Source organism: Micromonospora sp. NBC_00860 (genome assembly GCF_045207375.1).
Lineage (GTDB): Bacteria > Actinomycetota > Actinomycetes > Mycobacteriales > Micromonosporaceae > Micromonospora > Micromonospora vinacea.
In genome coordinates this window covers 114,278-126,342 of record NZ_CP108825.1, presented here as the reverse complement: position 1 = coordinate 126,342, position 12,065 = coordinate 114,278, and the positions used below count along the sequence as shown (strand labels likewise).

Genomic DNA, 12,065 nt, shown 5'->3' with positions numbered 1-12,065 from the left:
AGCCGGTCAGTTGTCGGCCGGCGCGGTGGCGGCGCGGGCCACGCCGACCAGCCGGTCGGTCTCGGCGAGCAGGGCCTCGTCGTCCGCCGGAGTGCCGGGGTCGAGTCGGACCGTCCAGGTCAGACCGTCGACCCCGGCCACGCGGCGGGCCGCGACCCGCGCCGCGCCGCCGGGCACCGGCTGGTGCTCGGTGTACGCGACCGAGCGGGTCACCCGGGCCCGCACCTGGTGCGGCAACTCCCCCGGGTCGAGCAGCAGGTACGTTTCGGCCGGACCGTCGACGACCACCGTGTAGCCGTCCCGCTCGACGAGCTGCTCGGCGGGGGTGACTGTCAACTCCCGGCCGGACCAGACCGCCTTGAGGATGCTGTGCCACCCGAGCCGGTGCCCCCGACCGGGCAACCACAACCCGAGGTTGGTGGCGACCACCACCCCGTCGCCCTCACCGTTGCCGGCGGCGGCCCAGGCCAACACCCGCTCGTCGGCGGTCAGCGCCGGCCTGTCGGCCGGCGGCAGCTTCGGCTTGCGGCTGAACAGTCCCATCTAGAGGCCTCCCGCGGCCTGCTCGCGCAGCGCCCGGGCGTGCTGCTCCAGGGACAGCAGCTCACCGAACGCGGCGAAGTACTCGTCCTTGTTGTTGACCGGGTTGATCCGCTGGATGCGTGACTTGAGGTCCCGGACCCGGGCGGTCACCGACCCGAACTGCACCCGCGCCATGGTGATCGACACGTAGCGCGGGTCCGGTTCGCCGTCGATCCGCAGTGGTTCGACGGCCAGCTCACCGACAAGCGCCGCGGCCGCCAGGTCGTCGCAGGCGTCGCGGACCGACTCGATCCAGACCGCCCCGCCGGTCGCCGACGCGGCGCCACCGGCCACCGCGATGGCGGTACGCACCGCGACGTGCACCGGGTGGCGGTATTCGGTGGCCTCGACAGCGTCGAACATCGGCCCGGCCAGAACGGGTTGCTGGAGGGCGAGTTTGAGCGCTTCCCGCTCGACCATCGACTGCGGGCTGTCCACCGCAGGCTCAGGGCGGGCCGAGGTCGGCCGGGCGGCGGGGGCGGCGTCGCGGGTGCCGGCCGGCGCGGTGTTGCCGGCGGCGAGCACCGCCCGCTGCACCGGCTCGATCTCCATGCCGAGGTCCATGGCGAGCTTGCGGACGTACTCGGGGCGCTTTTCCCGGTCCTTGAGTCGCGCGACCAGGGGGGCGGCGTGGCGCATCGCCTCGACCCGGCCGTCGACGGTGTCCAGGTCGAAGCGGCTGATCACGTGCCGCAGCGCGAAGTCGACAAGCGGCTCGCGGCGGGCGACCAGGTCACGCACCGCCAGGTCACCCTTGGCCAGCCGCAGGTCGCACGGGTCCATGTTGTCCGGGCTGACCGCGATGAACGTACGCCCGACGAAGCGTTGGTCGTCTTCGAAGGCGCGCAGCGCGGCCTTCTGCCCGGCGGCGTCGCCGTCGAAGGTGAAGATGATCTCGCCGGCCACCTCGTCGCTGTCGAACAGGAGCCGACGCAGGACGGAGATGTGGTCCGCGGCGAAGGCGGTGCCGCAGGTCGCCACGGCCGTGGTCACCCCGGCGAGGTGGCAGGCCATCACGTCGGTGTAACCCTCGACGATCACCGCCCGCCCCTGCTTGGCGATCTCCCGCTTGGCCTGGTCGATGCCGTAGAGCACGTGCGACTTCTTGTAGATCGGCGTCTCGGGGGTGTTCAGGTACTTCGGGCCGTCGTCGTCATCGAAGAGCTTGCGCGCGCCGAATCCGATCACGTCGCCGGCGAGGTCGCGGATCGGCCAGAGCAGCCGGCGGCGGAACCGGTCGATCAGGGAGCCCGAACGGGCCTCCCGGGACAGCCCGGCGGTGACCAGCTCCTGGTGGGTGAAGCCCTGCTGGCGCAGGTGCTTGGTGAGCAGGTCCCAACCCTCCGGCGCGAACCCACAGCCGTAGCGCTCGGCGGCGGCCCTGTCGAAGCCCCGTCGCGCCAGGAACTCCCGTGCCGGCCGGGCGCCGGCGGTGCTCAGTTGCGCGCGGTAGAACTCGACGGCGGCGGCGTGCGCGGCGACCAGGCGCTGCCGCTGACCCTGCTGCGGGCGCGGGCGCGGGGTGCCCTTGTCGTCCTCGATGTAACGCAGTTGGATGCCGGCGCGGCCGGCCAGCCGCTCGACGGACTCCACGAAGCTGAGGTGGTCGGCGTCCATCAGGAACTTGATCGCGTCCCCGCCGGCCCCACAGCCGAAGCAGTACCAGACGTTGCGGGCCGGGGACACGTTGAACGACGGACTCTTCTCGTCGTGGAACGGGCACAGGCCCTTGAGGTTGCCGCCGCCGGCGGACTTCAGGGTGACGGTCTCGGAGATCACATCCCCGATCGAGGTGCGTTCCCGGACCAGTGCGATGTCCTCGTCCCGGATCCGCCCAGCCATGCGCCACCCCCTCGCCGTACATCCTGCCCTGCCGGACCGACGACACGCCGGCCGGGGGACGCCGGTGTGGCGGCGGCCGCTGCCGGCTGGGCGGTTCCGGCCCGCAGGCCGGGTCCGCACGGGGACCATGACCAGATGCGCCGGGTACGGACCGAAGCCCCCCGCCTGCCGAGATGGCTGGCCGCTCGGATGGGGCTACCCGGGCAGACCCCGCAGACGGACGAGGCCGGCCACCGGCACGCCACCTGGCTGGAACTCTTCCTCGACCTCATCTTCGTGTACGCGCTGGCGGCGGTGGTGGCCCGGCTGGGCAACGAACCGGCCCCGTCGCCAAAGGCCGTGCTGGCCGTGATCGGGCTCTTCGTGGTGATCCAGTGGGCCTGGATGGGGCAGGTCTACTACGACACCCGGTTCGATCCGGACGACGCGCTGCACCGGCTGCTGGTGCTTGTCGCGTTGGTCGGCGCGGGCGCGATGACCCTCGGCGTCGACGAGGTCCCGGAGAGCGTGCTGCTGCCGGTCGGTTACCTGATCGTGCGGGGTGTGCTGCTCCTGCTGTACCTGCGGGCCTGGCCGACCAGCCCGAGCGCCCGAATGGTGACGACTGTCTATCTGATCGGCTTCGGGTCGGGTTGGTTGATCTGGCTGGTCTCGCTGACCGTTTCCGCCGAACTACGCCCGGTCCTGTGGATCGTCGCGATGGTCATCGAACTGGCCACGCCCTGGGCCGGCGTGCGCTGGCTCAACCGCTGGCCGGTGGACAACCGGCACCTGCCGGAACGGATCGGCCAGTTCACCATCATCGTGCTGGGTAGCGCGCTGGCCAGCCTGCTCTTCGCCGTGCCGGACCACCCCCCACCCCACATGATCCTCACCGCCGCGATGGCGTTCCTCATCCCGGCGGCGGTCTGGTGGGTCTACACCACCTTCGTCACCACCCGGCTGACCCAGAGCCGGCTGCGCGGCGGGCAGGCGTACACCTACCTGCACATTCCGCTCGGCGGTGCGCTGTTGCTGCTCGGCTGGGCGCTCGGGCAGGTGGTCCGGCTGGTCGACGACGACGCGAACCAGCTGCCGCTGGAGCTGCGGCTGCTGCTGGGCGCCTCGATGGTGGTGTGGACGGCCTGCGGGCTCGCCCTGTACTGGTTGTGGACCCGACCGAGCGCCGCCCGGTTGGCGATCGCCGCCTACGGGGTGGTCTCGGTCAGCCTGATCACCGCGACGGTGCACCAGCCCAGGGTGATGCTGTCGCTGCTCTCCCTGGCCGTCGTCGGGTACGCCGTACTGCTCAGCCGGCGCCTCGCCCGGGCCGGTAAGGAGATGAACACCCCCGAGGGGTGAGCGGCGCTCAGGCCGCCGCGGCGGGCTCAGGAATGGCCGTCTCCTCGGCCGCCACCTGCTGGTTCCAGTCGGCCTTGGTGGAGCGCCAACCCTCGTCGTCCATGCCACGCCGCCAGTAGCCGGAGATGGAGAGCTGGTCGAGGGGTAGGCCCCGCTCGCCGCGCAGCAGCCGGCGCAGGTCCCGGACGAACGCAGCCTCGCCGTGCACGAACGCGTGCACCTGACCGGCCGGGAACTCCAACGCCCGCACCGCCGCGACCAGCGCCTCGCCCACCGGGCGTTCGCCACGGTGCAGCCAGGTCAGCTCGACCGCCCCGGGGCTGAGCAGCTTCTGCTCCTCCGCCGGATCGGCGATCTCCACGAAGACGTGGGCCGGGGCACCCAACGGCAGACGCTCAAGGGCGGCGGCGATCGCCGGCAGGGCGCTCTCGTCACCGACCAGCAGATGCCAGTCCGCGTCCGGGTTCGGGGCGTACGCGCCGCCGGGGCCGACGAAGTGCACCGGATCCCCCGGGCGCAACGCGGCGGCCCACGGGCCGGCCAACCCCTCGTCGCCGTGGTACACCACGTCGACGGTCAACTCCCCGGCCAGCGGATCCCAGCGCCGCACCGTGTACGCGCGCAGCCGGGGCCACTGCTCCCGGGGCAGGTCCCGGCGGATCGCGGCGAGGTCCAACGGCTGCGGATACGCGACGTTCGGCTGCGGGAACACGACCTTGATGTAGTGGTCGGTGAACTCGCCCACCGGCAGGCCGACCAGTTCGTCCCCACCGAGGACGAGCCGGATCAGGTGCGGGGTGGGCCGCTCGGTGCGCAGCACCCGGGCCGAGGTGACGTTCCTGGGGCGTTCCGTCATGCCAGTTAGGTTAGCCTAAGCTGGCTCGTGGTCAATCGGCGGCGTGCCTCCCCCGACCAGGCGGGTGTGCCAACTCACCGCCGCCGGGTCGGTGAGCGAGGCGACCTGGTCGATCACCACCCGCAGCCGGGCCGTGTCATCCGGTGCGGCCCGCCACAGCGGGGCGAAGACCGGGTCGAGCCCCTCCGGGGCACGCCGGACCAGCGCGGCGACCAACTCCGCCAGCATCGTCCGCTGCCGCTCGTAGCGGCCCCGGAAGCCACTGCGACGCATCACGTACCGAAGCGCGATGCCCTTGAGCACTGCACACTGCGCCCGGACCAGTCGGGGCACCACCAGATCGGCGGCGTAGCGGCGGTGCGGGCCCGGACCGAAGCGCTCCTCAGTGGCCGCCACCGCCGCTGACACGAACAGCCCGGTCACCCCGCTGGTGGTGGCCTTCAACGCGACCTGGGCGCGATGGCTGCCGTCGTACCCGGCAAACGGGGCGAGCAGCGGACCGGCCAGCAGATCGACAAGCACCTCGGTCAGGTCCGCCGCGGACTCACCGGAGTAGGCGGCGGCCACGTCGGCGCAGAGCGCGGCCCGCTCGTCGGCGTCGGTGAGCAGGGGATGCAACGTGACGTAGCCACCGTGGATGCCGTCCTCCACGTCGTGCACCGAGTACGCGACGTCGTCGGCCCAGTCCATCACCTGGGCCTCCAGGCAGCGCCGGTCGCCGGGCGCGCCCACCCGGATCCAGTCGAAGACGGCAGCATCGTCGGCGTACACCCCGAACTTGCGCTCCCCCGGCCGACGCGGCCAGGGATACTTGCCGATCGCGTCGAGCGACGCCCGGGTCAGGTTCAGCCCGGCGGACGAGCCGTCCGGGGCGAGCACCTTCGCCTCCAGCCGGGTCAACACCCGCAGCGTCTGCGCGTTGCCCTCGAAGCCGCCGCACGGTGTGGCGAGCAGGTCCAGCGCGGCCTCGCCGTTGTGCCCGAAGGGTGGGTGCCCGAGGTCGTGCGCGAGCCCCGCGACGTCCACCACGTCCGGGTCACAGCCCAGCCGGGCACCCATCTCCCGGGCGATCTGCGCCACCTCCAACGAGTGCGTCAGCCGCGTACGCAGGAAGTCGTCAGTCCCGGCGGTGTGCACCTGGGTCTTGGCGGCCAGCCTGCGAAACGCCGCCGAGTGCAGCACCCGGGCCCGGTCGCGCTCGTACGGCGACCGGCGGTGCCCGGTGTCCTTGGGCGGCTCCTCGACCAACCGCGCGTCCGCCGCCCCCGGCTCACTCCTCGCGTTCACGGAGGACGCAGAACTCGTTGCCTTCCGGATCACTCAGCACCGTCCAGTCGACCTCGCCCTGACCGATGTCGACGTGCCGGGCGCCCATGTCGACCAGGCGCTCGACCTCGGCCTCCTGGTTGGCGGGGCGCAGGTCGAGGTGCAGCCGGTTCTTCCGCTCCTTGCCCTCGGCCACCGGGCCGAAGAACAGGGCGGGCGACTGGTCCGGGGACTGCCGGATCTCCACGCCGCTCGGAGTCTCGGTGACGACCTGATAGCCGAGCGCCTCGGCCCACCAACGGGCCAGTCGGGCCGGGTCGCGGGCGTCGACAGTCAGGCTCTCCCAGACACTGGTCATGCAGTCACCTCTTCCCGTTCGACGCGGCGCCCAATCGGCCGTGTACGAGCGAGCCAAGATTACGCCCGCCACAGTTGCTCGACCCGCTCACGACGCATCGACGAAGGGCACACAACCACCGATTGGCCCCCAGTTGCCAACCGATCGCCGAGGGTTACGGGCTCGCGGCTGGAAGTCGCCGCCGGTAGCGTTCCCAGCGCGGAACGTGACCAGCCGACTGACACGAAGAGCCGACCGGTGAGGGGTGACGCTCGTGGACGCAGACACGGTGATGGGAACGGAGCTACGCGGGCTGCGCCAACGTCGACCCGACATCGCCGGCACGGTGCTCGCGGGCACCGACGGCCTGCTCATCTCCAGCGACCTGCCCAGCACCGACGCCACCCATCTCGCCGCGCTCGCCGCCGCGAGTTTCGGGCTCGGTCACCGGGTGGCCGACACCGTCCGGCAGGGTGAGTTCCGGGAGTCGGTCGTGTGCACCACCGCCGGCTGCGTGGTGACCTACCCGGCCGGGCGCAGCGCCCTGTTGACCCTCGTCACCGTGTCAGGTGCGGGCGACCTGGAGGCGCTGCACGAGGAGGCGCGGGCGGTGGCCCGCCGGGCGGGCTCGTTCCTTGACGTTCGCGGCGGCGGCATCGGCGCGACCTCCGTGCCGGACGCGCACGCCCCGCTGGCCACGCGTACCCCGATGGCGACCCTGCCGGCGCAGTTGCGCCGCGCGGCCCGACCCACCTGGCGTCGTCCGCCGATCTGAGACGTCGGCGGCGGCCGGGTGACCGGGCCGCCGCCGACGTGCGTCAGCGGCTGTCCGACCCGCCGCTCTCCACGACCGCCCGACCGGCCTCCAGCCGGGCCACCGGCACCCGGAACGGCGAGCAGGACACGTAGTCCAGGCCGACCTCGTGGAAGAAGTGCACCGAGTCGGGGTCGCCACCGTGCTCACCGCAGATGCCGAGCTTCAGCCCGGGTCGGGCCGCCCGGCCCTCCTCGGCGGCGATCCGCACCAGCCGGCCGACGCCGTCGCGGTCGATCGACTCGAACGGTGAGATGCCGAAGATGCCCAGTTCCAGGTAGCGCCAGAAGAACGCGCCCTCGACGTCGTCCCGGGAGAAGCCCCAACCCATCTGGGTCAGGTCGTTGGTGCCAAAGGAGAAGAACTCGGCGGCCTCGGCGATCTGCCCGGCGGTCAGCGCCGCCCGGGGCACCTCGATCATGGTGCCGATCAGCACCTCGACGCCGCTGTCCCCGACCACCTCGGCGATGATCTTCTCGGCCTCGGCGCGGACCGTCTCCAGCTCCTGCACCGCGCCGACCAGCGGCACCATGATCTCCGGCTTGGCCACGCCCCCGTTACGGGCACAACTGACCGCCGCCTCGGCGATGGCCCGGACCTGCATCGCGAACAGGCCGGGGATGACCAGGCCGAGGCGTACACCCCGCAGCCCGAGCATCGGGTTCTCCTCGTGCATCCGCCGCACGGCGGCGAGCAGCGCCTCCTCCTTGGCCACGTCCTCGCCGCGTTCCTGGGCGACCGCCACGTTGACGGCGAGCTGCTCCAACGGCGGCAGGAACTCGTGCAACGGCGGGTCGATGAGCCGGACGGTGACCGGCAGGCCGTCCATCTCGCGGAAGATCTCCTCGAAGTCGGCCCGCTGCAACGGCAGCAGCGCCGCCAGCGCCGCCTCCCGCTCGCCCGGGGCCCGGGCCAGGATCAGCCGCTCGACCAACTCCCGCCGGTCGCCGAGGAACATGTGCTCGGTGCGGCACAGCCCGATGCCCTCGGCGCCGAAGCGCCGGGCCCGGGCGGCGTCCGCGCCGGTGTCGGCGTTCGTGCGGACCGCGAGCCTCCGCTTGCCGTCGGCGTGCGTCATGATCCGGTGTACGGCCCGGACCAGCGCGTTGTCGATGTGCTCGGGGTCGAGGCTGCCCTCGAAGTACTGCACGACCTCGGAGGGCATGACCGGCACCTCACCGAGGTAGACCTTGCCGGTGGTGCCGTCGATGGACACGACGTCGCCCTCGTTGACGGTCTGCCCGGCGACGGTGAACCGCTTCGCCGGCACGTTCACCTCGATCTGGTCGGCACCGGAGACGCAGGTCTTTCCCATGCCCCGGGCCACCACCGCGGCGTGGCTGGTCTTGCCGCCGCGCGAGGTCAGGATGCCCTGCGCGGCGATCATGCCGTTCAGGTCGTCCGGGTTGGTCTCCCGACGCACCAGGATCACCGACTCACCCTCGGCGGCCAGCTCGACGGCCCGGGCGGAGGTGAAGACCACCTTCCCGGACGCCGCGCCGGGCGAGGCGCCGATGCCCTTGGCGACCGGTTGGAACTCGTGGTCGAGCTGGAAACGCGGGAACATCAGCTGGGCCAGTTGCGCGCCGTTGACGCGGTGCAGCGCCTCGTCCAGGTCGATCAGGCCCTCGTCGACGAGCTGCCCGGCGATGACGAACGCGGCGGCGGCGGTGCGCTTGCCGACCCGGGTCTGCAACATCCACAGCTTGCCGCGTTCGATGGTGAACTCGATGTCGCACAGGTCCTTGTAGTGCTCCTCCAGCCGGGCCATGATGCCGAGCAGCTCGTCGTAGGAGGACTCGTCGAGTTGCTCCAACTCCTGCAACGGCACTGTGTTGCGGATGCCGGCGACCACGTCCTCGCCCTGGGCGTTGGCCAGGTAGTCGCCGTAGATGCCCTGCGCGCCGCTGGCCGGGTCGCGGGTGAAGGCGACCCCGGTGCCGGAGTCGGGCCCGAGGTTGCCGAAGACCATGGTCACCACGTTGACAGCGGTGCCGAGGTCGGCCGGGATGCGCTCCTGGCGGCGGTAGAGCACCGCGCGCTCGGCGTTCCACGACTCGAAGACCGCCCGGATGGCCAGGTCGAGCTGTTCGCGTGGCTGCTGCGGGAACTCCCGACCGGTGTGCTTCAGGAAGATCCTCTTGTACGCGTCGACAAGCCCGCGCAGGTCGTCGGCGTCCAGATCCAGGTCGTTGTGGGTGCCCTTGGCGCGCTTGGCCTCGTCGAGCGCGTGCTCGAACTCCTCGCCCGGCACCTCGCAGACGGTCTTGCCGAACATCTGGATGAGCCGCCGGTAGGAGTCCCAGGCGAACCTGTCTGCGCCGCCGGAGGCGGCCTGGCCAGCCGAGCCTCCCGCCTGTCGTGCGAGTCCTTCCACGCTCTGGTCGTTGAGACCGACGTTGAGGACGGTCTCCATCATGCCGGGCATGGAGAACTTGGCACCGGAGCGGACGGAGACCAGCAGTGGGTCCTGCGGGTCGCCGAGGCGCTTGCCCATCGCGCGCTCCAGCGATTCCAGGTGCGCCTCGATCTGACCGGCGAGCCCGTCCGGCTCCCGTCCGGTCGCGAGGTACGCCTGGCACGCCTCGGTCGTGATGGTGAAGCCGGGCGGGACGGGCAGACCCAGGTTGGTCATCTCGGCGAGGTTCGCCCCCTTGCCGCCGAGCAGTTCCTTGAGCTCCTTGTTGCCTTCGGAGAAGTCGTAGACGTACTTGTGATCGACGGTCTCTTGCGCTGCCACCAGAGCCTCCACAACACACGCGCCGGATTGACACTTAACGAAGGTTCAGTTTTCTTCTTCCCCGGGACGGACCGCCGGTAATCCCGGGGTCAACGTCGATCGGTGGGCGAAGGTTAAGCGAACATCGAGTGACCTGGGACCGTTCGGTGACAATTGGCACAGCCATCACGACTATCCGTGTTCGTACCGGTTTTTGGGAACGCTTCCATGCGCACCATCACGCATCCCGGCTGAGCGTCGTACGCTTGACGCCACGCCAGCCGGTGAACCTCACTTTTGCCATAACCGACGCGAATACACCCCCCGGAGTCGCCGCCGTGTCGACCACCTCCTCCCCCGGCCCCACCGCCGTCCCCGCGCCGCTGTCGTCGGTGGAACCGGACGCGGCCACGCTGGCCCGCACGGCCGAGCAGACCGCGGGCGCATTGCTCGCCCCGGCGGCCCCGCACCGGCTGACCGACGTCGTCCCCGCCCCGCTCCAGGTCCAGCCGGACCCGACCGCCGACTGGGTCCTCCCGGCCGACGCGGTCATCGTGGCCAGCGCCGACCCCGCCGCGCTGGCCGTCGCCGAGCAGCTCGCCCACCTCCTGCGCCCGGCCACCGGCTACCCGCTGCCGGTCACCGACGCCACCACGCCGGAGGCCGCCGGTGGCATCGCGCTGGTGCTCGACGACAGCGCCGACCTCGGCGCGGAGGCCTACCGCCTCGACATCGCCACCAGCGGGGTACGCGTCACCGCCGCCACCGGCGCCGGCCTCTTCTACGGCGTCCAGACGCTCCGTCAGCTCCTACCGGCGGCGATCGAGAGCCCCGACCCGGTCACCGAACGCTGGGCGCTGCCCGGCGGGACCATCACCGACGCACCCCGCTTCCCCTACCGGGGCGCGATGCTCGACGTGGCGCGGCACTTCTTCGCCGTCGAGGACGTGCTGCGGGTGGTCGACCACCTGGCCCGCTACAAGCTCAACCATCTGCACCTGCACCTCACCGACGACCAGGGCTGGCGGATCACCGTCGACTCCTGGCCGAAGCTCACCACCGTCGGCGGGACGACCGAGGTCGGCGGCGGCTCCGGCGGGCACTACACGACTGCCGACTACGCGCGGATCGTCTCCTACGCCGCCGCCCGCCACATCACCGTCGTACCGGAGATCGACCTCCCGGGGCACACCAACTCGGCGCTTGTCGCGTACCCGGAGCTGGCACCGGACAAGACGGCGCCGCCGCCGTACACCGGCACCGAGGTCGGCTTCAGCTACGTCGACCCAGCCGACGAGCGGACGTACGACTTCGTGGCCGACGTGTTGGGCGAGGTGGCCGCTCTCACCCCCGGCCCCTGGCTGCACATCGGCGGCGACGAGGCGTTCAAGGTGAAGGGCGAGGTCTACACCGGTTTCGTCGAGCGGGTCCAGCGCATCGTGGCCGACCTCGGCAAGACCGTCATCGGCTGGCACCAGCTCGCACCCGCCGCCCACCTCGACGGGCGGGCGCTGCAGTGGTGGGGCACGAACGGCGAAGACCCCACCACCGTCGACGCCGTACGACGGGGCGCCCGGCTGATCGTCTCCCCCGGCAACCACGCCTACCTGGACATGAAGTACGCCCCGGACACCCCGATCGGGCACGACTGGGCCGGCCTCATCGACGTACGAAAGGCCTACGACTGGGATCCGGGTACACACGTCGTCGGCGTACCCGCCGAGGCTGTGCTCGGTGTGGAGGCCCCGCTCTGGACCGAATCGGTCACCTCGCTGGCCGACATCGAACTCCTGCTCCTGCCCCGCCTCCCGGCCATCGCCGAACTGGGCTGGTCACCCCGGGCAAGCCACGACTGGGCCAGCTTCCGCGACCGCCTGGCCGGCCAGGGCCCGCGCTGGACGACGGCCGGCATCACCTTCCACCGCGCGCCCGAGATCCCCTGGTCGACCACGCCGACCATCCCCACGCAGCGCAACGTTCCCCAACCCGACACCGCCACCCACCTGACCCCCGAGTAGAGCGGTCCACCCGGCCCCTGCCCCCGGGCTCCGGGCCGGTCGGGGTGCCCGAACGGGGCAGACCGCCGTGATCCACTCGGGTTTCATGAAGTCGGGGTATCCCCGGCACTGGGACACCGCGATTTCCGTGAGCCCGAGTCGATCAGGTCATTCTGGTCGCCGGTGTCCGGTTGTCAGGTGGGTGGATCGTCCGGTTTGGCCCGGGATGCCGGGTGGTCGGGGCCACACCGGCGGTGGAATCGGCGGCCGGCCGGGGTCGTTATACCTGGCATGCCACCGCGACCATCGAG

8 protein-coding genes and 1 pseudogene are annotated in these 12,065 nt (G+C 71.5%); 3 read left to right on the top strand and 6 right to left on the bottom strand.

The annotated features are described in order from the left end of the window. Nucleotides 1–6 precede the first annotated feature (6 nt). Both OH804_RS00605 and dnaG read right to left on the bottom strand, forming a co-directional pair. The gene (locus tag OH804_RS00605) at nucleotides 7–543 is read right to left on the bottom strand and encodes a hypothetical protein (protein WP_406062035.1); all 537 of its coding nucleotides are present in this window, start codon (nucleotides 541–543) and stop codon (nucleotides 7–9) included. Continuing rightward, nucleotides 544–2,446 (bottom strand): annotated as a pseudogene (dnaG, locus tag OH804_RS00600) (DNA primase). It abuts the gene before it with no gap. A 113-nt stretch (nucleotides 2,447–2,559) separates the two neighbouring features. Here dnaG and OH804_RS00595 point away from each other — a divergent pair. Continuing rightward, the gene (locus tag OH804_RS00595; protein WP_406062033.1) at nucleotides 2,560–3,765 is read left to right on the top strand and encodes a low temperature requirement protein A; all 1,206 of its coding nucleotides are present in this window, start codon (nucleotides 2,560–2,562) and stop codon (nucleotides 3,763–3,765) included. A gap of 7 nt (nucleotides 3,766–3,772) precedes the next feature. Here the strand turns inward: OH804_RS00595 and OH804_RS00590 are convergent, their stop codons facing one another. The 3 genes from OH804_RS00590 to OH804_RS00580 are packed head-to-tail and all read right to left on the bottom strand — an operon-like array spanning nucleotide 3,773 to nucleotide 6,245. Beyond that, complete coding sequence (locus OH804_RS00590; protein WP_406062031.1) at nucleotides 3,773–4,621, bottom strand: siderophore-interacting protein; 849 nt, start codon at nucleotides 4,619–4,621, stop codon at nucleotides 3,773–3,775. A gap of 15 nt (nucleotides 4,622–4,636) precedes the next feature. Continuing rightward, complete coding sequence (locus OH804_RS00585; protein WP_406062029.1) at nucleotides 4,637–5,908, bottom strand: deoxyguanosinetriphosphate triphosphohydrolase; 1,272 nt, start codon at nucleotides 5,906–5,908, stop codon at nucleotides 4,637–4,639. Continuing rightward, on the bottom strand, nucleotides 5,892–6,245 hold the full coding sequence (locus OH804_RS00580; RefSeq protein WP_196919244.1) for a VOC family protein: 354 nt from the start codon (nucleotides 6,243–6,245) through the stop codon (nucleotides 5,892–5,894). The genes OH804_RS00585 and OH804_RS00580 overlap by 17 nt, the downstream gene beginning before the upstream one ends. Before the next feature lie 253 nt (nucleotides 6,246–6,498). On the opposite strand from OH804_RS00580, the gene OH804_RS00575 reads away from it, so the two are divergent. Next, entirely contained in the window at nucleotides 6,499–6,999 is a 501-nt protein-coding gene (locus OH804_RS00575) for a roadblock/LC7 domain-containing protein (RefSeq protein WP_406062027.1), read from the top strand. A gap of 43 nt (nucleotides 7,000–7,042) precedes the next feature. Here the strand turns inward: OH804_RS00575 and ppdK are convergent, their stop codons facing one another. Continuing rightward, on the bottom strand, nucleotides 7,043–9,778 hold the full coding sequence (gene ppdK, locus OH804_RS00570; protein WP_406062025.1) for a pyruvate, phosphate dikinase: 2,736 nt from the start codon (nucleotides 9,776–9,778) through the stop codon (nucleotides 7,043–7,045). Between the two features lie 230 nt (nucleotides 9,779–10,008). Between ppdK and OH804_RS00565 the strand changes: the two genes are divergently transcribed. Continuing rightward, complete coding sequence (locus OH804_RS00565) at nucleotides 10,009–11,775, top strand: beta-N-acetylhexosaminidase (protein WP_406066375.1); 1,767 nt, start codon at nucleotides 10,009–10,011, stop codon at nucleotides 11,773–11,775. Nucleotides 11,776–12,065 lie beyond the last annotated feature (290 nt).

Excerpts from the sequence above, each read along its gene's own strand:
- OH804_RS00590 (WP_406062031.1), bottom strand. The coding sequence starts at position 4,621 with ATGACGGAACGCCCCAGGAACGTCACCTCGGCCCGGGTGCTGCGCACC.
- OH804_RS00580 (WP_196919244.1), bottom strand. The coding sequence starts at position 6,245 with ATGACCAGTGTCTGGGAGAGCCTGACTGTCGACGCCCGCGACCCGGCC.
- OH804_RS00605 (WP_406062035.1), bottom strand. The coding sequence starts at position 543 with ATGGGACTGTTCAGCCGCAAGCCGAAGCTGCCGCCGGCCGACAGGCCG.
- OH804_RS00595 (WP_406062033.1), top strand. The coding sequence starts at position 2,560 with ATGCGCCGGGTACGGACCGAAGCCCCCCGCCTGCCGAGATGGCTGGCC.